General features: G+C 56.9%; 20 protein-coding genes. 12 read left to right on the forward strand and 8 right to left on the reverse strand.

Features of this window, described 5'->3' with window-relative positions; all coding sequences use genetic code 11:
- Nucleotides 1-153: 153 nt before the first annotated feature.
- From VL547_RS23340 to VL547_RS23365, 6 genes are all read right to left on the reverse strand, one after another.
- Nucleotides 154-3,909: a DEAD/DEAH box helicase gene (locus tag VL547_RS23340; protein ID WP_325582564.1), complete on the reverse strand. Its 3,756-nt coding sequence runs from the start codon at nt 3,907-3,909 to the stop codon at nt 154-156.
- 74 nt (nt 3,910-3,983) lie between these two features.
- Nucleotides 3,984-4,715, reverse strand: coding sequence for a 2-phosphosulfolactate phosphatase (locus tag VL547_RS23345; protein WP_325582566.1), 732 nt, complete (start codon nt 4,713-4,715; stop codon nt 3,984-3,986).
- Nucleotides 4,712-5,203 carry a hypothetical protein gene (locus tag VL547_RS23350; RefSeq protein WP_325582570.1) on the reverse strand — a complete coding sequence of 164 codons (492 nt, stop codon included), beginning with the start codon at nt 5,201-5,203 and terminating at the stop codon, nt 4,712-4,714. Before VL547_RS23350 ends, VL547_RS23345 begins: the two co-directional genes overlap by 4 nt.
- Before the next feature lie 145 nt (nt 5,204-5,348).
- Nucleotides 5,349-6,437, reverse strand: a complete 1,089-nt coding sequence (gcvT, locus tag VL547_RS23355; RefSeq protein WP_325582572.1) for a glycine cleavage system aminomethyltransferase GcvT — start codon at nt 6,435-6,437, stop codon at nt 5,349-5,351.
- A 106-nt stretch (nt 6,438-6,543) separates the two neighbouring features.
- Complete coding sequence (locus tag VL547_RS23360) at nt 6,544-8,766, reverse strand: PspC domain-containing protein (RefSeq protein WP_325582574.1); 2,223 nt, start codon at nt 8,764-8,766, stop codon at nt 6,544-6,546.
- A 35-nt stretch (nt 8,767-8,801) separates the two neighbouring features.
- Nucleotides 8,802-9,149, reverse strand: coding sequence for a PadR family transcriptional regulator (locus VL547_RS23365; RefSeq protein ID WP_325582576.1), 348 nt, complete (start codon nt 9,147-9,149; stop codon nt 8,802-8,804).
- Nucleotides 9,150-10,014: 865 nt separating this feature from the next.
- Between VL547_RS23365 and VL547_RS23370 the strand changes: the two genes are divergently transcribed.
- The 11 genes from VL547_RS23370 to VL547_RS23420 all read left to right on the forward strand — a co-directional run bounded on the left by VL547_RS23370 (nt 10,015) and on the right by VL547_RS23420 (nt 21,582).
- Nucleotides 10,015-10,806: a GNAT family N-acetyltransferase gene (locus VL547_RS23370; protein WP_325582578.1), complete on the forward strand. Its 792-nt coding sequence runs from the start codon at nt 10,015-10,017 to the stop codon at nt 10,804-10,806.
- A gap of 12 nt (nt 10,807-10,818) precedes the next feature.
- The gene (locus tag VL547_RS23375; RefSeq protein ID WP_325582580.1) at nt 10,819-12,045 is read left to right on the forward strand and encodes an argininosuccinate synthase; all 1,227 of its coding nucleotides are present in this window, start codon (nt 10,819-10,821) and stop codon (nt 12,043-12,045) included.
- On the forward strand, nt 12,038-13,030 hold the full coding sequence (gene argC / locus VL547_RS23380) for an N-acetyl-gamma-glutamyl-phosphate reductase (RefSeq protein WP_325582582.1): 993 nt from the start codon (nt 12,038-12,040) through the stop codon (nt 13,028-13,030). The genes VL547_RS23375 and argC overlap by 8 nt, the downstream gene beginning before the upstream one ends.
- 90 nt (nt 13,031-13,120) lie before the next feature.
- Entirely contained in the window at nt 13,121-14,260 is a 1,140-nt protein-coding gene (locus tag VL547_RS23385) for an aspartate aminotransferase family protein (protein ID WP_325582584.1), read from the forward strand.
- 10 nt (nt 14,261-14,270) lie between these two features.
- The gene (locus VL547_RS23390) at nt 14,271-15,227 is read left to right on the forward strand and encodes an N-acetylornithine carbamoyltransferase (protein ID WP_325582586.1); all 957 of its coding nucleotides are present in this window, start codon (nt 14,271-14,273) and stop codon (nt 15,225-15,227) included.
- Between the two features lie 37 nt (nt 15,228-15,264).
- Nucleotides 15,265-16,050 (forward strand): acetylglutamate kinase, encoded by a 786-nt coding sequence (gene argB, locus VL547_RS23395; RefSeq protein WP_325582589.1) that lies wholly within the window; start codon nt 15,265-15,267, stop codon nt 16,048-16,050.
- Nucleotides 16,051-16,053: 3 nt separating this feature from the next.
- Nucleotides 16,054-17,118, forward strand: coding sequence for a M20 family metallo-hydrolase (locus tag VL547_RS23400; protein WP_325582593.1), 1,065 nt, complete (start codon nt 16,054-16,056; stop codon nt 17,116-17,118).
- Between the two features lie 4 nt (nt 17,119-17,122).
- A complete protein-coding gene (gene argH / locus VL547_RS23405; protein WP_325582595.1) occupies nt 17,123-18,463 on the forward strand; it encodes an argininosuccinate lyase in 1,341 nt (446 codons plus the stop codon).
- A gap of 347 nt (nt 18,464-18,810) precedes the next feature.
- Complete coding sequence (locus VL547_RS23410; RefSeq protein WP_325582597.1) at nt 18,811-19,326, forward strand: RNA polymerase sigma factor; 516 nt, start codon at nt 18,811-18,813, stop codon at nt 19,324-19,326.
- Between the two features lie 7 nt (nt 19,327-19,333).
- The gene (locus VL547_RS23415) at nt 19,334-20,146 is read left to right on the forward strand and encodes an anti-sigma factor (RefSeq protein WP_325582599.1); all 813 of its coding nucleotides are present in this window, start codon (nt 19,334-19,336) and stop codon (nt 20,144-20,146) included.
- Between the two features lie 74 nt (nt 20,147-20,220).
- On the forward strand, nt 20,221-21,582 hold the full coding sequence (locus tag VL547_RS23420; RefSeq protein WP_325582601.1) for a GH1 family beta-glucosidase: 1,362 nt from the start codon (nt 20,221-20,223) through the stop codon (nt 21,580-21,582).
- Here the strand turns inward: VL547_RS23420 and VL547_RS23425 are convergent.
- Both VL547_RS23425 and mqnC read right to left on the reverse strand, forming a co-directional pair.
- Complete coding sequence (locus VL547_RS23425) at nt 21,557-22,258, reverse strand: DUF2071 domain-containing protein (protein WP_325582603.1); 702 nt, start codon at nt 22,256-22,258, stop codon at nt 21,557-21,559. The two genes, VL547_RS23420 and VL547_RS23425, sit on opposite strands and share 26 nt — an antisense overlap.
- 1 nt (nt 22,259) lies before the next feature.
- Nucleotides 22,260-23,384, reverse strand: a complete 1,125-nt coding sequence (mqnC, locus tag VL547_RS23430) for a cyclic dehypoxanthinyl futalosine synthase (protein ID WP_325582605.1) — start codon at nt 23,382-23,384, stop codon at nt 22,260-22,262.
- A 114-nt stretch (nt 23,385-23,498) separates the two neighbouring features.
- Between mqnC and VL547_RS23435 the strand changes: the two genes are divergently transcribed.
- Entirely contained in the window at nt 23,499-24,707 is a 1,209-nt protein-coding gene (locus tag VL547_RS23435; protein WP_325582607.1) for an aspartyl protease family protein, read from the forward strand.
- Nucleotides 24,708-24,709: the final 2 nt, after the last annotated feature.

A 24,709-nucleotide genomic window follows, 5' to 3' on the forward strand; every position in this document is an offset into this window, starting at 1 on the left:
TTTTGCGAAAAGTTTCGCAAAACAGGGTAAAAGAGGCATCCCACCCCACACCTCGACGCCGGTGACTATAGGCATGCTTCACGGGGCCGCCAAACGGCACACGCCAAACGGGATGCGCCGAACGAGCGGTAGGCGCGCAATGGAAAGGCCGAATTAGCTGAAAAGGTATTCCACGTCCGCGCGGGACAGCGACTTCACGAAGCCTTGGTCGTCGGAGATTAAATCTTTGGCCAGTAGGCGCTTGCGCTCCTGGAGCTGCAAGATCTTGTCCTCGATGGAGTCCTTGCAGATCATGCGGTAGGCGAAAATGGCCTTGGTCTGGCCGATGCGGTGGGTGCGGTCGATGGCTTGCTGCTCGACGGCGGGGTTCCACCAGGGGTCGACGATATAGACGTAGTCGGCGGCGGTGAGGTTGAGACCGACGCCCCCGGCCTTCAGCGAGATCAGGAACACGCGACAGGTTTCGTCGTTCTGGAAACGCTGGATGGCCTTTTCCCGGTCGGGCGCGCTGGTGCTTCCGTCGAAGTACTCGAAGGGTATCTCCAGCTCCTGGAGCTTTTCCTTGACCAGAGCGAGCATCCCCAGGAACTGGGAGAATATCAGGGCTTTATGATTGGAGATGTTCTCGCTGATTTCGCGCGCCAGCTCTTCCAGCTTGGCGGAGACGTTGGGGTACTTTTCCGGCTCGTTCAGGATCGCCGGGGAATCGCAGATCTGGCGCAGCTTCATCAGACCCTGGAGGATCGTCAGCTGGGACTTGTCGATACCCTGGGCGTCGATGGTCCCCAGGATCTTGGCCCGGTAGTCGTTCCGGTAAGCCTCGTATATGTGCCGCTGTTCGTCCAGCATTTCACAGAAGAGGATGGATTCGGTCTTTTCGGGCAGGTCCTTGGCGACCTGCTCCTTGGTCCTGCGGAGGAGGAAAGGGTAAAGGAGCCGCCGGAGGTGGTCCTTTTGTTCCTGTTCCCCGAACTTGTCGATGGGCGTGGCAAATTCATTCCGGAAGAACTCCACGCTCCCAAGCATACCGGGGTTCAGGAAGTTCATCTGGGCGTAGATGTCGAAGGTATTGTTCTGCAACGGCGTACCGCTGAGGCAGAGCCGGTTTTTGGCGTTCAGCAGACAGGCCGCCTTGGCCACCTTGCTGTGTGGGTTCTTGATGGCCTGGGATTCGTCCAGGACGGCATAGTCGAAGGCCACGCCGATCAGCCACTTGATGTCGCTGCGGAGGGTGCCATAGGTCGTGATGATGATGTTGTATTGCTCGAAAACCGACGAGTCCTTCGCCCGGGCGCCCCCATGGTGTACCAGGTAGGTGAGCTCGGGGGTGAATTTCTTGATTTCGTTTTCCCAGTTATACATCAACGTGGTAGGACACACGACCACGGCGCGTAAGCGGCCATTCGCCGCATGGAAATGCGACAAATAGGAAAGGGCCTGGACTGTCTTACCAAGACCCATGTCGTCGGCCAGGATACCCCCCCAGCCCACTTCCCGGAGGTAGTTGAGCCATTGGAAACCGGACACCTGGTACGGCCTCAGGATCCTGGAAAGGGTTGCGGGCGCCGGGATTTCCTCGATGCGGCGGAAGGCCCGCAGACGCTCGTATTTCTCTTCCAGCTGGATCACCAGCTCCTGCTCGTCCCGGTTCTCGTATAGTTCGTCGATGACGCTGAAGTGGAATTTGGACAGCCGTAATTTCTCGTTCCGATTCTCCCCGACCTTGAAAAGCAGGCTGTATTTTTTCAGCCATTCTTCGGGCAGGATACCCAGGGTGCCGTCCGGGAGCTGTACAAAAGACTGTTTGCTGGCCAAAGCCTGTTTGACGGCCGCGATGCCGATGTGCTGTTCGCCGAACTGTATATCGACCCGGGCGTCGAACCAGTCGACCCCGCTCGAAATATGGATATGCGTGGAGGGACGGGCGGTATTGAACCGGAAGTTGCGCAAGACCTCGAAACCCGTGACGGGTATCTTCATGTCCTTCATCGCGTCTATGAACAGGAAAAACCAGTTGTTCTTCAGTACCTCGCTGCCCTTGAGCACCAGGTGACTGGTACCGTCGGGCCGGATAAAACCGGAATGCAGCCCCTCCAGCTTTTGTAGAAAAGCGCCTTCCGCTTCCATATCCCGGTGTACCACCAGGATCTGGTCGCCCTGGGCGGTGGTGATGGTGCCCTTGTCCCCCGACTTGGTTTCGAACCCTTTATAAGAGAAGATGGGGTTGAAAACGAGGTACTCCCCTTTTTCCTGGAGCTGAACCCGGATTTCGGGTACGACATCCTTGATTTCACGGACCAGCCCGGGCGCAAAATTCACCCGGTATTGCCGCGTCAGGGGCAGGATGTATTGCTGAAGCAGGGACGGCCAGTCCTCGTTGGGGATGACCTTTTTGCCGTGCTCCATATAGAACTCGCCCAACAGGATGTCGTCCTGCCGCTCCCAGTTATAAAATACGCCGTCACGGAGGAAAAGGGAAGCATGGCCCCACTCGTTTTCTCCCACCTCCAGTTGCTCGTCGGACACCCGGACCTGGCAGCGAACGATCCATCCCTCCTCACCGTGGCCGATGGCAAACGTGGGGACGATGGTCATGGTCGAAAGCCGGACGGGCTCGAGGTTTTCGGTTTTGAACGACTTATTTTCCGGGAGATAAAATACAAACGGGCTACCCTGCTGGTCCTGGGCCAGTTTTTTCCACTTGGGAAAAAGATAGTCCAGCATCAGCGCCTTGGTTTCCTCCGGGAGGCTGTCGCCTTCGGTATGGACGATGTTCTCCCAGATCCCGCTAAAAGGGGAGTTCCGGTTGAGGAACTTGTTCAGCTCGGAAGACTGGAAGCGCCTCAGCAACTGTACCAGCTGCTTGTCATCCTCGGAAAAGGCTTCGGTATTGACAAACTTCCCCAGGTCGACACGTTCTACCTTGTCCACAAAGCGTTCCCCCGTCTCATCGGCTTCGCCCTTGACGACATCGATGGAAAAACCGGGGTAAGAACCGGCGTTGGCGTTGATCACGATCCCCAGCCGCAGCCCGGCGATCTCCTCCACCACTTCGGCGGCGACTTCTTCGGGCACGGTTTCCACCAGCTTGACCGGTTTGACGGGCGCCGGGGTGACGTTGATCTTTTTTATGGTAGGATCCAGCACCCTCAGGAAGGGTTTGCCTTCGTTGTACGTGAACTCGAACTTCCCCTTCAGGTCGTCGTCCAGGGTGTAGCCGTAGGCCTGGAGGAGCTTGTTTTTTTCCTTGTCCCAGTTCCGGATGGTGTCGAAGTAGTGCGGCCCGAATGCATTGAGGAGCTGGAGCAGCAGGGCTGTCTTGTGTCTGCAAAGCGAATGCGCCGTTTCGTCGCAGGTACAAGAGGTATCGAAATTGCGTTCCTCGTTCTTTTGGATGACCAGGGGATAGACCTCCCCATCCACCTCCAACCGCGCCTCGACCCTCTCGTCCCTGGCGCTGATGATGTTGGCGAGGTTGTGCCGCAGGATCTCCTCGGACAGGTTGAACATCGCCGGCGACGTCAGCAACCGGATCGTTTTCAGGTCGATAAATTTCATCTTTACGACCGTATGGCGCTGGTTATAGAGGACCTCCTGGTCGCCCAGCAGGTTCTTGTCCAACATTTCCTGAAGCTGGAAGAGGGCGGCGGACTCGTGTCTGCAGATATCCCCCAGGTTATAGGGACACCCGCACCGGAGGTTCATCGTCTTGGGATCCCGGTATTTTTGGATATAAACCTTGTAGAAAGTGCTATAAGCATCATCCTTCACGCGGAAAACGACCGATCCGGAGAGCTCATCATGTTCCACCAGTTCAACAAAGCCAATGGCGTGGATTTTTTTCCCCCGACGGATCACTTCATCGGTCCCATTGGTATACACGTATTTGATCAAATAAGGAAGGGCCATTCAGAAAAGGGCAATTCACAAAAGTAAAGCAAAATCCCTGAAACGGCAGTCAAAAACCGCGGGCCCCGGCTTCACTAAATTGTTAAATCACTCGTTAACTTTCCTTCCGAATAGACTGGGAGGACGTTTGCCGCGTTGGATGTCAGGCAGTAACGAATATCTTCCTGGAGACCATACCCGCTCAGCCGTATGAAATGGGAGGCCCGTTTCTTTTCCATAAACCCATACAAATCCTTTTTGGCGTCCTTGTACAGGGTTTCGGCCATTTTGGAAGAGTCGCAGTTGATGTCGAAGGCGGAACCTATGCGGTTGATGATGGCCCCTGCCATCAAGGTATCTTCTATATTGACCCGGTCTTTCCAGGCCGAACAACCCAGGACCACGGGTTGGGCTTTTCTGGTCAAATAGTCGCAAACCGCGTCCAGGTTAGAGAACGCCCCCGTGACGATCTGCTGGGCGCCCTTCTCCAGGGCCATGTGCAAAAGCTTGGTGCCGTTGGTTGTGGTCAGGACCAATGTCTTACCCGCAACGAACTCCCGGGGGTATTCAAAGGGGGAGTTACCGTGTTCCAGTCCCTCGGCGATATGCCCATCCCTTTCACCGGCCGTTATTCCGTCGATCTGCCGCCCGATTTCGATGCACTTGGCCACGCTGTCCACGGGTATCACGCACCGGGCGCCGTTGTACAGGGCGGTGGCGATCGTGGAAGTGGCCCTCAGCACGTCGATGATAACGACGATACTCGAACTGACATCATATAGGGGTAAAAGCGCGGGGGAAAGAGACGTATAAAGACTGGGTTTCATTTATTTTTTGTTTTTTCCGGGAGGATCACCTTCCACTTTTCGCCCTCCGCGTACTGTTGGATCAGCCGGTTCTTGGCGTCCAGGTATTTTTTTAAAAAAGACCGGATCATGGCCCTGTCCGCCAATTTACCCATGGAACCAAACGCGGGCTCGTACTCCAGGACGTCTATCAGCAGCGTCCCGTTATCGATGGGTTTGAAATGCTGTTCGTGCGTCAGGGTCTTGAAGGGTCCCCGCACCAAGGTACTGACAAATTGCTTTGGGAACTCCAGGTTTTCGATCCTCGTAACCAGCTCCCGGGTCCTGCCCAGGAACTGTAGCTTGAATCCGACCTTATCGTCTTGTTTCAACAGGCTGTCCGCGCCTGTTTCCAGGGCGCCCTTCTTGTATTTTCGCAATACCGCCTTATGCAAGCTGGTACTCCTGGAAAGGTCAAAGATCCTTTCCACGGGTGCGTGGATACAAGAGGTCACATGGAGGGTTGACATAAGGAATCGGGTTTCGCCCTTGTCATCAAAAAATGTGCCCCGCCTTTGGAGGGCGGAGCGTGCTGACTGTTTTTTCCCCGGGTTGCGGGGGCCGCAAAAACGGGGAAAAAACAGTCAGCACGCTCCGCCCTCCAGGCTATCGGGTTTATGAGAACGGGACGCGTACTACTTTTGCTTCAAGGAGCTTGTCCCGAACGATAATCTTAATCTTGGAGTCGAGGGCCGCGTGGGCAACATCTACGTAGCCAAGGCCGATGGCCTTTCCGAGGGAGGGGGACTGGGTGCCAGAGGTCACGCGGCCGATGGGGTTTCCGGCGGCGTCGGCGATGACGTAGTCGTGGCGGGGGATGCCTTTGTCGACCATCTCGAAGCCAACCAGCTTACGTTTTACGCCTTCAGCCTTCTGGCGTTCGAGGAACGGGCGCGACGTAAAGTCCTTGGTGAATTTGGTGATCCAGCCCAGGCCGGCTTCCAGTGGGGAAGTCGTGTCGTCGATGTCGTTCCCGTAGAGACAGTAGCCCATTTCCAGGCGGAGGGTGTCGCGGGCGCCGAGGCCTACGGGTTTGATACCGCTGGCGGCGGATCCGGCTGCAAAGATCGCGTCCCATATTTTCCGGGCGTTCTCTTCGGTGGCCTCGAAATAGATCTCCAGTCCGCCGGCTCCGGTATACCCCGTGGCGCTCATCAAAACGTTGTCCACCCCCGCAAAGGTACCCTTGACGAAGGTATAGTACTTGAGGTTGAGGATATCCACGTCCGTCAGGGTCTGCAGGATCTTGGTGGCGTTCGGCCCCTGGATCGCCAACAGGGCCGTGCGGTCGGATATGTCCTGGAGGGTTGCGCCGCCGGTGTTGCGGGCAACGATCCAGTTCCAGTCCTTTTCGATATTTGCGGCGTTTACGACGATCATATAGGTCTTCCCGGGCTCCAGGCAATAGATCAGCAGGTCGTCCACGATTCCCCCTTCCCCGTTCGGCATACAGCTGTACTGTGCCTGACCCGCTACCAGCTTGGCGGCGTCGTTGGAGGTAACCCGCTGGATCAGATCGAGGGCGCCCTCCCCTTTGACGATGAATTCGCCCATATGGCTCACATCGAACACCCCCGCATTTGTCCGGACGGCCTGGTGCTCCTCGTTGATGCCGCTATAGGAGATCGGCATGTTGTAGCCCGCAAAGGGCGCCATTTTTGCTCCCAGCGCAATGTGCTGGGCGTGAAAGGGGGTATTCTTCATGTACTCTTTGGTGGTTTGGCCGCAAATGTACAAGATTCGTACTCGGGCCCAAAAAATAAGCGGGCCCCAATGTGGCCCGCTCGCATTCCTCGATCTACTACTAATACTAAAGGGTACAGCTAATACGGTATCCCGGGGACAAAACCGCGCTCACCGAATTGTCGGTCGAGTCGGCTTTGTGTTTAGCGGGTTGTTCGTGGTAGCGATATTGATGATCATGGCTTTTCGCAGTATCCGGTGCGTCCCCGCGGTCGGGTGCCTCCGGTTTTTCGGGTTGCTCGGGTTGTTCCGACTTTTCGGTCTTTTCCTTGCGTTCGCGGTGCTCGGGCTTTTCATCCGCCAGTACGAGCCCGTCCTTGGTCATGACATAGTCCATTTCCAGTTCCAGGTCGTTGCCGTCGTCGTCTTCATCCCAGCGGTTGTTATCCCATTTGTTCTTGAAGACCCTCCAGTTGTGTCCTTCCAGCCGGTCTGCGCTCTGGTCCAGGTAGATGTGCTTGCCGATGGGTACCAGGACGTTTACCCGTACCGCCTGACCATGAAAGTGGTCATTAGGCTGTAGCTCGAGCGTCCTGGACAGATATAGCACGCTGTCATCCTGGGTAAAGGTATATTGGATGCGCTGGGCGTTGTCGGCGGCGGCGTTCGGGTCGGTCCCAAAGCTTTGTTTCAGGACTTCGACGTGGTAGTCCGCGTCGGGACTTTGGGTGACGTTCATCCGGACATTGAACACGTGCAGGTTATTGTCGAAGTCGTTTTCCATAACGTTGTCCAGGTGGATGCCCCACCACCAGCCGCGGTAGCGGTAGCTCTCGTTCTTAACCCGGACGACGATCCGGTTGTTGGAAGGCTGGGTGATAGCCGGCTTATCGGTATAGTCGTTTTGCTCCCGGTAGGTGTTGAAGATGGTCGCCGCCAGGCAGATGGCACTGACCAGACCCAGTATCCATAACGTGGCGAAGATATATCGGAGATAGCTGTTCTGGCTCTTGCGTCCTACCATCATCCGGATAAACCAGTGGACGATGGCGATGGCCGGTATCCCGATAAACAGGGCCAGCGTGGACCATAGGAAAAAGTGCGGCCAGAAACCCACCACGAAAAGGTCGGCGAGGTTGTGGGCCCCGATCGTCGCAAAGAGCACGGCCAGCAGCACCATCAGGACGCAGAAGGCTATCAGGGCCGTGATGCCGAGGAAAATAATCTTGAACAACATCCCGATGGCCCTGGCGGCGCCGGAACCCGTCCGGCGGGCGGCCGGTCCCGCTTCCTTGGCAAAACGCGAGCCGCCCGACTTGAGTTCTTCTCCGAAGGCCTGGGCCCGCTGGCTCATTTCACCGCCGGCTTTTACCGCTTTGTCCTTGAGCGACTGGATCTCTTCCTGTACGGTTGCCTTGATGCTTTCCAGGTCGATCTTCGCCCCGCGCATTTCCAGCTTTTCACTGGCGCTCCGGGCTTCGGGGACCACAGCCCAAAGGATGATATATATTACGGTCAGCGTACCGCCAAAACCCGTTCCCACCGTAAAATATCCGTGGTAGTCGGTGAACATGTAAAAGATCCCGCGCGCGATCCAGCCGACGATGCCTAGGATAAACGGCGCCGCGAAAATCAGCCTGGGTATCCAGACCTCAATATTGAGGTAGGCCGCGATCCCCCCGCAGACCCCACCCAGGAGGCGGTCGTCGGGGTTGCGAAAAAGCCGTTTTTTAACGTTCGTTTCCAGGCTTTGCGTGGGCAGCACGATCCACAGGATAAAGTACACCAGCACCGCTGCCCCGAAGCTACCGAACACCATCAGTACGAATAGGATACGCACGATGGCCGGATCGATCTTTAGGTAATTGGCCAAACCGCTGCAGACACCACCCAGGACCTTGTCCGCGTCGTTGCGGTACAGACGCCCACGTGGCTCATACCCAAATGCGCGGCTGTCCCGGTTGTCGCCTTTATCGGTCGAACCGCCGCCCGACGCGTTCGAACGGCTGTATGAGCCGCCGGACGCGCCGCCGCCAAAAGCCCCGCCGGTTTGGCCGCCGCCGACCTGCTCCGCAAAGGAATTTTCAGCAGCTTCGAAGTCTTCGGGGCGACCCATATTATTGATGATCTTTTCCAGGTCGCCATCCGTCACACAGGTGGCGCCTGTCTTGAGGCAATCGTTAAAGAGCTCGCCGATCCGGTCCTGTATATCGTTGATAATCTCTTCCCGTCCTTCCTCCGCGGCAAAATAGCGTCTCAGGCTATCGATATACTGCTTCAGCGTCTCGAAAGCAGACTCTTCGATCGGTATGACCCGGCCCTGAAAGTTTATATTGATCACTTTTTTCATGACGTTCTATTGAGTGTGTTTGTCAGATTTTTATTTTATACAGGTGTTCCGTTTGTCGGCAGTTCTGTAAGCGCTTTGACGGCCCCGGCCAGCTCGTTCCAGGTGTCCTCGAGTTCCTTATAGAAGGTTAACCCTTTGTCCGTCAGGTTAAAGTATTTCCGGGGGGGGCCGGAATTGCTTTCAACCCATCTGTAGCTGAGCAGGTCCGCGTTCTTGAGCCTCGTCAGTAGCGGATACAGTGTCCCTTCCAGGATGTGCAGGTTCGCCGATTTCATCTTCTCGATAATATCAGACGGGTAAGCCTCCCCGTGCCTGATGATGGAGAGAATGCAGAACTCGAGCACCCCCTTCCTCATCTGGCTCTGCGTGTTTTCAATGTTCATAGCACTTCATGTTTTAGAATAGATTTTGTTTTCCCGGTTGTCTCTCTATTCTAGGTTGGTTTCTCATTTTCTTTTTTCGTGCCTCGTCACCGCGGCTTCTCATTTTGGCGCCCGCCGGTGGGCTTCCTGAACGGCTCCCCGCAACCCGGGTTCTCATTCACTGATACAAAGCTATGGTATAATTTAGTATTATGCAATACCAACTACTATTTTTTTTTCAGTACTGGGTGGTTTTCCCCTTTTGTAGTTGAGCCGCCCCCACAATATCCTGATAATCAATCCAACTTTCCAGGACGCTGCCATACCACCTCCCCCTCCCTTGCATTGCCTTCAGCTGCCCCTTCTGCACCTGGCGCCCTGCTCCGACCCGCGTTGACGTTTGGGTTGCCGGCCTCCGGCTGTGGGGTGGGATGCCTCTTTTACCCTGTTTTGCGAAAAGTTTCGCAAAACAGGGTAAAAGAGGCATCCCACCCAACACCTCGACGCCTGCACCCAGGGCTGCAAACGGGGGCGGCAAAGGGCGGCCGGATGGCGAAGCTGGGCGGAGAGGTGAGGGAATTGTTAAGATGGCCAGCCGGTAAAAATTTTATACACATTTTTTTCAAAAAGGATATAACTTTGGTCCCTCAAAACCGCTAAAGGGTTGGAACAGTACCAGACACATACATATTACCAGGCCTACCATCGGAGACAGATGGGTACGGTGTCGTATTTGGGTATGTATTGCTCGTACCTGATCCGACGACCTAGGATCTGATAGGCAGACCCGCCGGTCACGGCGATGCCGAAGTTTCCGGGTGCTTTGCAAGGCGCCCGCAGCATTATCAACCACGATTTTATTGGATCTTTTAATTCATAACTGGAATTGGAAAATCACGAAATTATTGTTCGTATTGCGGAAAGTGGCGACGGTCACTACGCAGAGACCATCACGAATGAAATGGAGTCCTCGGCCAAGGCCCGGGGCACGGGTATAGCCAAGCGTTCGCCGGAGTATATCCGGACGAAGATGGATGAGGGCAAGGCGGTGATCGCGCTGACCCCGGCCGGTGATTGGGTAGGATTCTGCTACATCGAGGCCTGGGGACATGGTGAATTCGTGGCCAACTCCGGGCTGGTAGTCAGTCCGACCTTCCGGGGATCGGGGGTGGCTACCCGCATCAAACAGAAAGTATTCGAGCTGTCGCGGCATAAATATCCCAACGCCAAGATCTTCGGTCTGACGACGGGGCTAGCGGTGATGAAGATCAATTCGGAGCTGGGTTACAAGCCCGTGACGTACTCAGAGCTCACGGACGACAACGACTTCTGGAAGGGCTGCCAAAGCTGCGTGAACTACGACATCCTGATGGCGAAGGACAGGAAGAACTGTTTGTGTACGGGGATGTTGTACGACCCCGCGTGGGAGAAGGAGAAGGCGGCGGAAGCCACGGCGCCCACGCCGGAAGAAGCGGCCGAGCACCACAAACACGTGGGTGGTCCCGTGCCGCACCAGGAACACTTCGCCCGCCGCCGCCGCATGCACGAGATCCGCGACCACCTGAAGCTCTACGAACGCTGGCTGCGTTTCAAAAAATACGCCCTCCTGCGGGGTCACAAAGATGAGCAGGGCGCGAGTGCCACGGGCGTAAAAAAATTCTTTCATCTCTTTTTTTAATCGACTTCCGACATGCAAAAAATCGTTCTTGGTTTCAGCGGTGGCTTGGACACGACCTATTGTGTAAAATACCTAAAAGACGACAGGGGTTTCGAAGTGCATACCGTTACCGTGAATACGGGCGGATTCTCCCCCGAAGAGCTCAAACACATCGAGGAGCATGCCTACCGTCTGGGAGCGAAGAGCCATACCACGGTGGACGCGGTAAAGGGTTACTATGACCGCATCCTCCGCTACCTCATCTATGGGAATGTGCTCAAGAACAATACCTATCCCCTCAGCGTCAGCGCAGAGCGCCTCAGTCAGGCGATAGCCATCGCGGAGCACGTCCGTAAGGTCGGTGCCGTTGCGGTTGCCCATGGCAGCACGGGCGCGGGTAACGACCAGGTCCGGTTCGACATGATTTTTCACATCATGATACCAGGTATCGAAATCATAACCCCGATCCGCGACCTGCGGTTGAGCCGGGAGGAAGAGATCGAATACCTGAAAACAAAGGGTGTGGAAATCAATACCGAAAAGGCCAAATACTCGATCAACAAGGGCCTCTGGGGGACGAGCGTAGGTGGGAAGGAAACCCTGAACTCCCGCGGCTTCCTGCCTGAATCGGCCTGGCCCACCCAGGTATCCAGGACCGGCGAAGAGGAAGTCAAGCTGACCTTTGACAAGGGCGAGCTCACCGGCATCAACGACAAGACCTTCGGCCACCCGACCGAAGCCATCCAATACTTACAGACGCTGGCCGGTCCTTACGGTATCGGACGCGATATACACGTGGGCGATACGATCATCGGGATCAAGGGCAGGGTAGGCTTCGAAGCCGCCGCGCCCGTGATCATCCTGAAGGCCCACCACGCCCTGGAAAAACACGTGCTTACCAAGTGGCAGCTGAACTGGAAGGACCAGCTCGCCCTTTTCTATGGCAACTGGCTCCACGAGGGTCAGATCCTGGACCCGGTGATGCGCGATATCGAAGCCTTCTTCACCAGTACCCAGGACAAGGTCAGCGGATCGGTCTATGTGCAGATGAAGCCCTATCACTTCCAGGTGACGGGGATCGAATCCAGTCACGACCTGATGAACAGCCGGTTTGGCAAGTATGGGGAAATGAATAATGGGTGGACCGGGGAGGATGTGCGCGGGTTCTCGAAGATTTTCGGCAACCAAACGGTGATTTGGAGCCTTGTGAATGGCGAAAGCGCCGGAGGCGACGCCGCCAAAGGAGGGTCACATGAGTAGCCCCATCCGGGTCGGCATCATCGGCGGCGCGGGCTACACCGGCGGCGAGCTCATCCGGGTACTGCTCCGGCATCCGGGGGTAACGCTCGCGGGCATCCACAGCCGGAGCAACGCCGGGCAGCCGTTGTACAAGGTGCATACCGACCTGCTGGGCGATACCGATCTGACCTTTACGGATACCCTGCCCACCGACGTCGACGTGATGTTCCTGTGTATGGGGCATGGAGAATCCAGGAAATTCCTGGAGGCGACGCACCCCAGCCCAAGCGTGAGGATCATTGACCTAAGCCAGGACTTCCGTCTGGACGAAAACGGCAAACGGCCCCAGCTGAACGGCGCGCCGATCGTATATGGTCTGCCGGAATGGAACAGGGACGACATAAAAAAAGCGATGCACGTCGCCAACCCGGGTTGTTTTGCCACGGCCATACAGCTGGGTTTGCTGCCCCTCGCCAAGGAGGGCTGGCTGGCAGAGGCCTATACCACCGGGATCACCGGTTCCACGGGGGCGGGTCAGTCGCTGCAACCCACGACCCATTTTACCTGGCGGGCGGATAACATTTCGGCGTACAAGACGCTGACCCACCAGCACTTAAAGGAAGTTCGCCAGACGCTCAAGGCGCTCAACCCGCTGGTCGACCCGCCGGTCCACTTCGTGCCCTGGCGGGGCAATTTCACCCGTGGCATTTTCGTGAGCAGCACGGTGACGTGCGCCGCGCCGCTAAAGGACATCCAGGAGCTGTACCGACGATACTACCAGGGCCACCCCTTTACCCACCTCAGTTCCGAACCCATCGACCTGAAACAGATCGTGCAGACCAACAAGTGCGTGCTGCAGCTGGAACAGGCGGGGGATAAGCTGGTGGTGCACTCGGCCATCGATAACCTGCTCAAGGGGGCCGTGGGGCAGGCGGTACAGAACATGAATCTGATGTTTGCGCTGGATGAAAAAGCCGGTCTCGATCTGAAGGCCGGGAGCTTCTAAAGCGCAGGCGCCAAAACGGCGTGACACGAGGCGCGCAACGCCCGCGGCGCGATGACAAATCAGGCGCGCAGCGCCATAAAACCTTTAGCGATGCAACTCTTTGACGTATACCCACTCAACGATATAACGATTACCTCGGCCCGGGGTTCCCGGGTCTATGACGACAAAGGCCAGGAATACCTGGACCTGTACGGCGGACACGCCGTGATTTCCATTGGGCACACCCATCCGCACTACGTAGAACGGCTGACCAGCCAGTTGAACAAGGTGGGTTTTTATTCCAATTCGGTGAAGATCCCCGGCCAGGTGGAGCTGGCGAACCTGCTCGGCAAGGTTTCCGGTCGGGAGGACTACCAGCTGTTCCTCTGCAATAGCGGAGCGGAGGCCAACGAGAACGCGCTCAAGCTGGCGTCTTTCCACAACGGCCGCAAAAAGGTGGTCGCTTTCCGCAAATCATTCCATGGCCGGACCTCGCTGGCGGTGGCGGCAACGGACAACCCGGCCATCGTGGCTCCGGTGAACGCCACGGCGGACGTGACCTTTTTGCCCTTTAACGACGTCGAGGCGCTGGAAGACTTTTTTGCCAGGGAAGGAGACAAGGTTTCTTCGGTCATCATCGAAGGCATACAGGGCGTGGGCGGAATCAATGTGGCGAGCGAGCCTTTCCTACAGGCCATCCGCCGGCTATGCGATCAATACGACGCCATTTTTGTCGCGGATTCGGTGCAATGCGGGTATGGCCGGACGGGGAAATTCTACTCCCACGACCACAGCGGCGTGAGCGCGGACATCTATTCCATGGCCAAGGGTATGGGGAACGGGTTTCCGGTGGCGGGGATTTCGATCGCGCCCAAACTTCACCCGAAGTACGGGATGCTGGGGACGACCTTCGGGGGGAATCACCTGGCCTGCGCGGCGGCGAGCGCCGTTTTGGAGGTCATGGCGAAGGACAGGTTGATGGAGCACGCGGCGGGTCTCGGTGAGTATTGGATGACGGAGCTTCGGAAATTCCCGCAGATAAAAGAAGTCCGGGGCAAGGGGCTGATGATCGGGCTGGAGTTCGGGGAAGAGTGGAAGGACCTTCGGAAGAACCTGCTGGCAAAACACCGGATCTTTACCGGGGAGGCAAAACCCTACGTCATCCGGCTGCTGCCGGCCCTTAACCTGGAAAAGGCGGACGCCGACCGGTTCCTGGAAGCCCTTCAAACCGAATTTTCAGCAAAAGCATAAAACACCTGGGATGCAAAATTTTCTTTCGGTGCACGACGTGACCGACATCGACGGGCTCATGGGAAGCGCCCTGGCTTACAAGGCCAACCCCCTGAAGGATCAGGCCCTGGGCGCCGGGAAGCGCATCGGGTTGCTGTTCCTGAACCCCAGCCTGCGGACCCGGCTGAGCACACAGGTGGCCGCCCGGAACCTGGGTATGGAGCCCATCGTTTTTAACGTGGACAAGGAGGGCTGGGCCCTGGAATTCGAGGAAGGCGCGATTATGAGCGGCTCCACCGTGGAGCACGTCAAGGACGCGGCGCCGGTGCTGGGTCAGTACTTCGACGTGTTGTGCATCCGCACCTTCCCCAGCCTGAAAAACCGGGACGATGATTATAGCGAGCTGTACATCAAGCAATTCGTACAGCATGCCGGGGTACCCGTCGTGAGCCTGGAGAGCGCCACCCTACACCCGCTCCAAAGCCTGACCGACCTTATCACCATAAAAGAGTCCTTTACCCAAAAGCGCCGCCCGAAGATCGTCCTGACTTGGGCGCCGCATGTCAAGCCGCTGCCGCAGTGTGTGGCCAATTCGTTCGCCCAGTGGGTGAACGCCTGGGGTGAATCGGATTTTGTGATCACGCACCCGGAAGACTATGAGTTGTCCGAGGAATTCACCCAGGGCGCCACGATCACCCATGACCAGGACGCGGCGCTGAAAGACGCGGATTTCGTTTACGTAAAGAACTGGAGCACCTTCAACGACTATGGTAAGATATACAGCAACGACCCGGACTGGATGCTCACGGAGGACAAATTGAAACTGACCAACAACGCCCGGGTGATGCACTGTCTGCCCGTGCGCAGGAATGTGGAGCTGAGCGACGAGGTGCTGGATGGCCCCCACAGCCTGGTCACCCGGGAAGCGGGTAACCGTGTGTGGGCGGCGCAGGCTGTGCTGGCCGATATTTTAAAAACCCGCGGGTAGCTACCCGGGGACCCAGGGCTCAAAGACACACAAGGCAATGGAAAAATTATTCGTCATAAAGATCGGGGGCAACGTCCTCGACCACCCCGACGCCCTGGATAGATTCCTGGACGACTTTGCGGCAGTTCCCGGGCACAGGATACTGATCCACGGAGGAGGCAAGATCGCCACGCGGTTGGGAGACCAGCTGGGAATCGAATCCAGATACGTGGATGGCCGCCGCATAACCGACGACGCAACCATCGACCTGGTGACGATGGTGTATGGCGGCCTGGTGAACAAGCAGCTCGTGGCCGCCTTGCAGGCCAGGGGTTGCAACGCGATGGGGCTGACGGGCGCCGACGGGAATGTCATCGCGGCCCATAAACGCCCGGTAAAAACCATCGACTATGGTTGGGTCGGCGACGTCGACAACGTCAATGGCCACTTCCTGCGCGCCCTCCTGGAGGCGGGGCTGGCGCCTGTCATGGCGCCGCTCACCCACGACGGACAGGGTCACATACTCAATACCAACGCTGACACCATCGCCTCGAACCTGGCGGTGGCCTTGTCGGCCACATACCAGGTCCGGCTTATGTATTGTTTCGAGAAAAAGGGCGTGCTCGAGGACCTGCACCGGGAGGACTCGGTCATTCCCCTGATCAACCGGGAGATCCACGCCCGTCTCCTGGCGGAAGGCCGGCTGGCGGATGGCATCATCCCAAAGATCGACAACGCTTTTGCCGCCATTGACGCGGGCGTTAGGGAGGTACTGATCGGGGACGCGTCCGAGCTTACCCGGAACGTGACGGACAAAGTTTCGGGAACATTGATCGTATCTTAGCGTATGCACCAATTGTATGAAGATTGCGTGGCCCTGCTGCAGTCCCTTATCCGGACGCCGTCCCTGAGCCGGGAGGAAGCCGGAACCGCCGACCTCCTGGAAGCGTTTTTACGGGAGAGGGGCGTCGAGCCGCATCGTCACCTGAACAACGTCTGGGCGCACAACCGGCACTTCGACCCCGCAAAGCCCAGCATATTGCTCAATTCGCACCACGATACCGTAAAGCCCAATCCCCAGTATACCCGCGATCCCTTCGAACCCGTGATCGCCGATGGCCGGCTGTACGGGCTGGGGAGCAACGACGCGGGCGGATGCCTGGTGTCGCTGGCCGGGACGTTTTTGCACTATAACGAGCGCCGGGACCTGACGCATAACCTGGTCCTGGCTTTGAGCGCGGAAGAAGAGATATCGGGTCTCAATGGCATCGAGGCGCTCCTGCCGGTATTGCCGCCCATCGAGGCGGGCATTGTCGGCGAACCCACGAAGATGAACCTGGCGGTGGCGGAAAAGGGTCTGATGGTGCTGGATTGCACCTCCCTGGGCCGGGCGGGGCACGCGGCCCGGGAAGAGGGTGACAGCGCACTCTATAAGGCCATGGACGATATTTCCTGGTTCCGGAAATACAAGTTCGAAAAGGAATCCCCCTGGCTGGGGCCCGTCAAGATGAGCGTGACCGTTATCGAAACCGAGAATAAGGCCCATAACGTCGTACCCGCCGTCTGCCGGTACACCGTGGACGTGCGCGTCACCGATGCGTATACCCACGAAGAAGTGTTGGAGATCATACGGGCCGGGGTACTCGCGGAGGTCCGGCCCCGCTCGATGCGGATGCGGGCCACGCGGATCGACGACCGGCACCCGCTGGTGGTCGCAGGCGTGTCACTGGGACGATTGCCGTACGGGTCGCCCACGAGCTCGGATAAGGCGCTGATGCCGTTCCCGGCGCTGAAGTGCGGACCCGGCGATAGCGCGCGGAGCCACACGGCGGATGAGTTCATTTACCTGGAAGAAATACGGGAGGGCATTGCGGGCTATATCGCGATGCTCGACCGCGTTATCTTAAAATAAGACTATGGAAAAACTCTGGCAAAAAGATAAAGTCTCCCTCAAAGAGGTGGAAACCTTTACGGTAGGCAAGGACCGGGAGCTCGACCTGCTTCTGGCGCCGTACGACGTCCTGGGATCGATAGCGCATGTCACCATGCTGGGTAGCGTAGGGTTGCTGGAGGCGGAGGAAGTGGACGTCCTGGTCGGGAAGCTGCGGGAGATACACGCGCTGGTCAGCGACCCGGGTTTTGCGCTCGAGGACGGCGTCGAAGACATCCATTCCCAGGTGGAGCTGATGCTGACGCGGATGCTGGGCGACACCGGCAAGAAGATCCATAGCGCGCGGAGCCGGAACGACCAGGTCCTGGTCGATCTGAAGCTCTTCCTCCGGGCGGAATTGGGGAAACTGGCGGCGGAGGTAAAGACATTTTTCGATTTGCTGCAGGAGAAAAGCGAAGCCTACAAGGAGTATCTTTTTCCCGGATATACCCACCTGCAACTGGCCATGCCGTCGTCGTTCGGGCTCTGGTTCGGGGCGTATGCCGAAAGCCTGGTGGACGATATGATCCAGCTCCGCGCAGCCTATACGGTGGTGAACAAAAACCCGTTGGGCTCCGCCGCGGGATACGGGTCGTCTTTCCCCATCGACCGCGCTCAAACGACGCGCCTGCTGGGATTCGGCGACCTCAACTATAACGTGGTCTACGCACAGATGGGCCGTGGCAAAACGGAACGCCTCGTTGCCATGGCGCTGGCTGGTGTGGCCGAAACGGTGGGCCGGCTGGCGATGGATGCCTGCCTGTATCTCAACCAGAACTTCGATTTCATTAGTTTTCCTGCCGAACTGACGACGGGCTCGAGCATCATGCCGCACAAAAAGAACCCGGACGTTTTCGAGCTGATCCGCTCGCACTGCAACCGTATCAAAGCGCTCCCGAACGAGGTCATGATGATGACGACGAACCTTCCCTCGGGGTATCACAGGGACCTGCAGCTGCTGAAGGAACACCTGTTCCCCGCTTTTGCGACGCTGACGGACTGTCTGCGGATGGCTCAGCTGATGCTGCGTAACGTCTCCATCCGGAAAGATATCCTCCAGGACGAGAAATACAAATATGTGTTCAGTGTGGAGGTCGTGAACCGGCTGGTGCTGGAGGGCGTGCCGTTCCGGGATGCCTATAGACAGGTGGGCATGGATATAGAATCGGGGCGTTTTGCGTGGGAGGGAAAGGTCTCCCATACGCATGTAGGCAGCATAGGAAACCTGTGCACCGGCGAGATCCTCAAAATGATGGAAGACGCCATGCACAGTTTTCCTTTTGCCCAGGTGGGCACTGCTGAAAACAGTCTACTGGGGAAAATATGATTTCACCCCAGGAACTCTTTCAGTCTGCGGTAGTTACGTGTAGAGGGGGATTCGAATTGCTCGAGAAACTTCTTCCAGACAATCTTGATAACTCTGGATGTGGTCATTTGCGCAGGAGCGGCATGGGCATTCGTTTTCATTGTCATTGGATTTTGTAGGGTATTAATCGGATATCGAGGACAATATATAAAATATTTTGTATCCAAAAATATTTTTATACACTTTTTTTGTGAAAACGGGGAAAAATCCGACAGAGTTTTAATTTCGTAAATAATATTGCTAATCCGCAATCTAAACTCCGCGCTAATAATTGCTTGGAAACAGCGTTGACCTTTCAGCAAGAGTTAATGTCCCGGCTTAAAGCCCGGGATGAACAGGCTTTTGCCACGCTCTACCGGAATTATTCAAATGCCTTTATATCAATCATCAAACAGATAATCCGTGACGACACCGAGCTTGCAAAAGACATTTTGCAGGACGCCATGGTGAAGATCTGGTATAATATAGACAGCTATGACGCCACGAAGGGCACGCTGTTTACCTGGATGATGAACATCTGTCGTAACGTTGCGATCGATCGGACGAGGTCCAAGGACTTCAAAAATCAAAGCAAGAACCAATCCCTCGACGCGTCCCCGGAATCGGGGAACACGAGAAGCGTGCAACCCACCCCGGAATTGATCGGCGTCCGAAAGATGCTGGAAGTCCTGGAGCCCAACCACCGGGAGGTGGTGGACGTGGTGTACATGCTCGGTTATTCCCATGCGGAAGCCGCGGAAATCCTCAACATCCCGGTCGGTACGGTGAAGACCCGTCTGCGAAATGCGATCATCGAGTTGAGGAAGCGTTACCAGTATTTATGACAATGCAATGAACGTACAAGAACTCATATCGTCAGGAAAACTGGAGCTGTATGTAGCCGGTACCCTCTCCGACAGGGAGATGGGGGATGTGGCTGCGTCTGCCCAGGAGTATCCGGAAATAGCCGTGGAGATCGAAAAGATCGAGCGGGCTATGCTGGACTTCCTGAGCCCGATCGAGTTCAATATGACGGACCGCGAAAAAGACGGGCAGCTGGGCCATATTTTTGGCAAAATCCATGAAACCGATTCCTCCCGCCAGGGGAAGGTAGCGCCGATGAAGCGCTTCAGCCGGCTGGCCGTAGCCGCGGTAGTCGCTCTACTGATCGCGACCGCCGGCACGTCGATATGGCTGTCGATGCGGGACGCCAACCTTTCGGATGAAATCACCGCACTACGCGCCGACGAGCAACAGATGAAGCTCGACAAAGGCCGGATGGAAGACCATTACCATTGGATGCAGGAGCAAGCCACGGTCATGCGGAATATCCTCACCCGCCGGGTAGAGCTGACCGCTATGCCCGGGAACAAGATCACCGCCCAGGACAGCTACATACTCCTCTATTGGAATCCCAATACCCGGAAGCTTATGCTGGCCGACGCCCACTTGCCGAACCTCAGCCCCGACCAGCAATACCAGCTTTGGGCGCTGTATGACGGCAAACCCGTGGACGCCGGCGTATTCGATTATAAGAACAATACGCTGGGCTTCGGGTTTCAAAAAGACGTCTCCAATGCGCAAATGTTCGCGGTCACCGTCGAACCCAAGGGAGGGAGCGCGTCTCCCACCATGAGCAATCTGTGTATGATGGCCAAGCTGTGAGAGACCCCGCAGAAATAACCAAATCTTAATGCCGCTATTTGCCCAACGGCCGCGCCATTACGCAGCTTTGCGGGATGGCGAATGAACCGCTGAAACCCCTCACCGTAAAATCATTTGGAAAGGACTTTGCCTGGGGGGTGGCTATCGCGGCCGCGCAGAACGAAGGCGCCTATAACGAGGGCGGACGCGGTTTGTCTATCTGGGACGCCTATGCGCGCCGGCAAGGCACCATCCGCGGAGGCGGAAAGCCCTTCGTAGCGTGTGACTTCTACCACCGCTACAAAGAGGACCTGTTGCTCACCAAGGCCCTTGGATTCAACAGCTTCCGGTTCTCGATCTCCTGGTCCAGGGTCTTGCCCGACGGGAGCGGCCGGCCCAACAAGGACGGGTTGCGTTATTACCACGACGTCATCGACGAATGTCTCCGGCTGGGGCTGGAACCGTTCGTGACCATTTATCACTGGGACCTCCCGCTCGCGTTGCAAAAGGAGGGCGGGTGGACCAGCTTCAAGATGATGCGCTGGTTCCCGCGTTTTGTAACGCTTTGCGCGGAGGAATTCGGCGACAAGGTGAAGAACTGGATCGTGCTCAATGAGCCGGCGGCATTTACAGCGCTGGGATATATGCTGGGACGGCACGCGCCCGGGCTCACCGGGCTGGATAATTTTTTTCCCGCCGTCCACAACGCCGTCCTGGCGCAGTCGCAGGGTGGTCGCATCCTTCGCGACCTGGTGCCCAACGCCCGGATAGGCACGACCTTTTCATGCTCCGAGGTGGTCCCGTATACTAACCGGACGGAAGACGTACAAGCCGCCGCCCGGGTGGATATCCTGCTCAACCGTCTGTTTGTAGAACCCGCGCTGGGAAAGGGTTACCCCTCGGAATCGTTCCGCCTGATCGAGCGGTTGGAGTTGTACAACAAGTCCTGGAAGTATACCGAGCGCATGCCCTTCCAGTTCGACTATATCGGGCTCCAGAACTATTTCCCGGTGGTAGTCCGCTTCAACCGGCTAATACCAATGGTGCAGGCCTCCGAGGTAAAGCCTTATTACCGGCGGGTCCCCCGCACGGCGATGGGTTGGGAGATCAATGGGGATGGTCTGGCGAACATCCTGCGGCGCTTCTGGAAGTATGGAGCCGTAAAGGAAATCATGGTGACCGAAAATGGGGCGGCGTTCAAGGACGCCGTAGTCGGGGGGCGGGTAAGAGACGAGGAAAGGATCGCCTTTTTCAAGGAGTATCTGCGCGCCGTACAAAAGGTGAGGGAGGAAGGCGTGAACGTAACCGGGTATTTCGTCTGGACGCTCACGGACAACTTCGAGTGGTCGGAGGGCTACAAGGCGCGTTTTGGGCTGGTCTACCTGGACCACGCGACCCAGCTCCGCACGATCAAGGATTCCGGGTACTGGTTCAGGGATTTTTTATCACCCGCTTAGCCCCCACGCTGATGGGGGAGCCCTCGGCCAGTAGGATCGAGTCCGGCTTGCGTCCCTCCAGGAAGGCAAAGGGGGCGCCGTATAAACCGCCGAAGTCCACCTTTATCTCAAAACTTTGTACGGGGTAGGTTTTCCACACGGGATGTTCGACCGGATACTCGCCGGTTTTGTAGGCATTCATCCGGGTGTATCCAAAATAATGCTCGGTTATAAAGGCGTTGAGCCCCGCCGCATCCTGGTCGCGGGGCTCCGGGTCCGTCACCACGCAGAACGAGTTCCAGCCGCCGTTCTTCCATTCATATTGTACCGTGAGCGCCTCCTCGGTCCGGTGTATGTCGTGGCGCATGGGCATACTCCGGTAGTGCTCCTGATAAGCCTGGTTGGCGACGAAGGCCAGTGTGGGCAGTGGGACGATCTCGCTGATGAAAACGACCCCCCTCTTCTCACCGTGCCGCACGTACATCCGCAGGTTGACCTCTTCGAAGTTGGAGTGATAGGGCACCCGCATCCCCCGCAGACGGGTGTTGATGAAAAGAAAACCAACTAGGCTGACGTACGTGAGCCCCTCCCAATAATCGAGCTCGGTTCCAGCCGGCAGGAATGGCGTGAGTAACCCGGGGTCTACGACGTAGTTCGCCATGGCGAGGTACCTCCATTCTGCGGTAAGGAATGACATCTTAATAGTTTATGACCTGCTCTTCCATGAACTCCGGCATGGGTCGGAATTCATACTGTTGGGTCCTGAGCTGGGGTTCGAAACCCGCCTCCCGTATCGCCGCCTGTATGCCTTTGGCTGTAAAACGGTGCGGCGCACCCGCAGCGCTGACCACGTTTTCCTCGATCATGATGCTGCCGAAGTCGTTGGCGCCGGCGTGGAGACAGAGCTGGGCCGTGGCCTTGCCGACCGTCAGCCAGCTGGCCTGTATGTTGTTGATGTTGGGGAGCATGATACGGCTGAGCGCGATCATCCGGATGTACTCCTCCGCCGTGGTCAGGTTGTGTACACCCCTGATCCTGGCCAGGAGGGTATCCACGTCCTGGAAGGTCCAGGGGATGAAGGCAACGAAGCCCTTCGCGCCCTCGGGTTTCCGGGCCTGTACCTCCCGTATCCGTACGAGGTGCTCGAAACGCTCCCGTACCGTCTCCACGTGCCCGAACATCATCGTGGCGGTAGTCGTCAATCCCAGCTTGTGGGCCTCGTGCATGATGTCGAGCCATTCCTGGGAGCCGCACTTTCCCTTTGAAATCAACCGGCGGACCCTGTCCACCAGAATTTCCGCCCCGGGACCGGGCATGCTGTCCATCCCGGCTTCGATCAGCGCCTTCAATACATCGGCGGGGTGCATCTTTTCCAGTTTGGAGATGTGGGCCACTTCGGGGGGGCCGAGGGTATGGAGCTTCAAGCGGGGGAAGAGCTTTTTGAGCTCGCGGAACAAACCGGTGTAGTAGGCCAGCCCCAGGTCCGGGTGGTGGCCGCCCTGCAGCAGCAGCTGTTCGCCCCCGTAACGGAAGGTTTCCTCGATCTTGCGCTTGTAGGTTTCTATATCGGTGATGTAGGCGTCGGCGTGACCGGGTATGCGGTAAAAGTTACAGAACTTGCAATTCGCGATGCATACGTTGGTCGTATTCATGTTGCGGTCGATGATCCAGGTGACCTTCCCCGAAGGGACGCGCTCACGGCGCATTGTATCCGCCACGGACATTAGCTCGGTGAGCGGGGAATGGTGAAAGAGGTACTCGCCTTCCTCGATGCTCAGGAAACCTCCATCGAGAGCTTTCCGGTACAGTTCGGCTGTTTGCATACAATGAAAATTACTGGGTAAAGGTACGTTCTTCGGGCCAACCGTTGAAGCTAATGCGTCATCCGCGAAATAATCCTTTGGCAAGCGTTAAAAAATATGTAACTTTTAAACGCTATGTCGCCAAGGCTTTTGCTTTATTGTCTTTGCTCACTACTGTCCATCCTTGTGGTTAATCCGTCCGTGGCCCAAAATCGCTACAACGACGATTTCCCACCGGCTAAGTTTATCACGCGTTTTCCGTTTCAGCAGTTCAGCGGGGGCATCATGGTGGTCCGCGCGACCGTGGACGACTTTCCCGATACCCTCAACTTCATCATGGACACCGGGAGCGGGGGTATCTCGATGGACTCCGCCACGGCCGCCCGGCATCACCTCATACCCGAGCTTTCGGATAAAACGGTGAAGGGTATCGCGGGTATAAAGCCGGTCCGTTACCTGTATCACCAGGCGCTCCACCTGCCGGGTCTGACCGTGGAAAACCTGGACTTTCACACCAACGACTACGAAATCCTGACGGAGGTCTACGGCGTACAGATCGACGGTATCATCGGGTACAGTTTCCTTCGGCAGTTCATCCTCTCCATCAACAGCGACAGCCTCTACATGGAGGTGTACAGCCCGGGGCGGTTCCGCTATCCCCACAACAGCTGGACGATGCGACCGGATTTTACCACGCTCCCGATAGCGACCCTGACGCTCCGGGACGACCACCGCTGCGAAAGCCGGTTCTATTTCGACACCGGCGCGGGGCTCTGTTTCCTGCTTTCCCGGGCCTTTATAAAGGACAGCGCCATCTTATCCCGCCGTCACCGGCCCGTCCTGACAGAAGCAGAGGGTTTGGGGGGAAAGGCCCTGATGTCGCTGACCGTCGTCAAGGCGCTGCACGTCGGCCCGTATGTTTTCCGGATGGTGCCCACCTATATCCTGGACGACGAGTACAACGTGACCGGATACCCTGACCGCGGCGGTCTGATCGGCGACGACATCCTGCGGCGGTTCAACCTGGTCATCAACTACCCTTTCCGGGAAATCAACCTTAACCCCAACGACCACTACAAGGATGCCTTCGACTACTCCTATACGGGTATGAGCATCTATTTTATCCAGGGCCGGATTATGATCACCGACGTACAAAAGAATTCGCCGGCCGAAAAGGCGGGGATACAACCGGGGGATGAGCTGTTCGCGGTGGACAATAATTTTTCCCACAACATCCAGCAATACAAGAATATCCTCCAAAACGCCGGGGACCGGGTGAAACTGATTATCTTCCGAAACGGGCAGCCCCAACTGATCTCGCTAAAGATCAAGAAGATCTCCTGAAA

The organism is Dinghuibacter sp., from assembly GCF_035492835.1.
Taxonomy (GTDB): domain Bacteria; phylum Bacteroidota; class Bacteroidia; order Chitinophagales; family Chitinophagaceae; genus Dinghuibacter.

Excerpts from the sequence above, each read along its gene's own strand:
- VL547_RS23375 (WP_325582580.1), top strand. The coding sequence starts at position 10,819 with ATGCAAAAAATCGTTCTTGGTTTCAGCGGTGGCTTGGACACGACCTAT.
- VL547_RS23420 (WP_325582601.1), top strand. The coding sequence starts at position 20,221 with ATGGCGAATGAACCGCTGAAACCCCTCACCGTAAAATCATTTGGAAAG.
- VL547_RS23345 (WP_325582566.1), bottom strand. The coding sequence starts at position 4,715 with ATGAAACCCAGTCTTTATACGTCTCTTTCCCCCGCGCTTTTACCCCTA.
- VL547_RS23350 (WP_325582570.1), bottom strand. The coding sequence starts at position 5,203 with ATGTCAACCCTCCATGTGACCTCTTGTATCCACGCACCCGTGGAAAGG.
- VL547_RS23410 (WP_325582597.1), top strand. The coding sequence starts at position 18,811 with ATGTCCCGGCTTAAAGCCCGGGATGAACAGGCTTTTGCCACGCTCTAC.
- VL547_RS23400 (WP_325582593.1), top strand. The coding sequence starts at position 16,054 with ATGCACCAATTGTATGAAGATTGCGTGGCCCTGCTGCAGTCCCTTATC.
- VL547_RS23415 (WP_325582599.1), top strand. The coding sequence starts at position 19,334 with ATGAACGTACAAGAACTCATATCGTCAGGAAAACTGGAGCTGTATGTA.
- argH (WP_325582595.1), top strand. The coding sequence starts at position 17,123 with ATGGAAAAACTCTGGCAAAAAGATAAAGTCTCCCTCAAAGAGGTGGAA.
- mqnC (WP_325582605.1), bottom strand. The coding sequence starts at position 23,384 with ATGCAAACAGCCGAACTGTACCGGAAAGCTCTCGATGGAGGTTTCCTG.
- argC (WP_325582582.1), top strand. The coding sequence starts at position 12,038 with ATGAGTAGCCCCATCCGGGTCGGCATCATCGGCGGCGCGGGCTACACC.
- VL547_RS23340 (WP_325582564.1), bottom strand. The coding sequence starts at position 3,909 with ATGGCCCTTCCTTATTTGATCAAATACGTGTATACCAATGGGACCGAT.
- gcvT (WP_325582572.1), bottom strand. The coding sequence starts at position 6,437 with ATGAAGAATACCCCCTTTCACGCCCAGCACATTGCGCTGGGAGCAAAA.
- VL547_RS23360 (WP_325582574.1), bottom strand. The coding sequence starts at position 8,766 with ATGAAAAAAGTGATCAATATAAACTTTCAGGGCCGGGTCATACCGATC.
- VL547_RS23385 (WP_325582584.1), top strand. The coding sequence starts at position 13,121 with ATGCAACTCTTTGACGTATACCCACTCAACGATATAACGATTACCTCG.
- VL547_RS23425 (WP_325582603.1), bottom strand. The coding sequence starts at position 22,258 with ATGTCATTCCTTACCGCAGAATGGAGGTACCTCGCCATGGCGAACTAC.
- VL547_RS23435 (WP_325582607.1), top strand. The coding sequence starts at position 23,499 with ATGTCGCCAAGGCTTTTGCTTTATTGTCTTTGCTCACTACTGTCCATC.
- VL547_RS23365 (WP_325582576.1), bottom strand. The coding sequence starts at position 9,149 with ATGAACATTGAAAACACGCAGAGCCAGATGAGGAAGGGGGTGCTCGAG.
- VL547_RS23390 (WP_325582586.1), top strand. The coding sequence starts at position 14,271 with ATGCAAAATTTTCTTTCGGTGCACGACGTGACCGACATCGACGGGCTC.
- argB (WP_325582589.1), top strand. The coding sequence starts at position 15,265 with ATGGAAAAATTATTCGTCATAAAGATCGGGGGCAACGTCCTCGACCAC.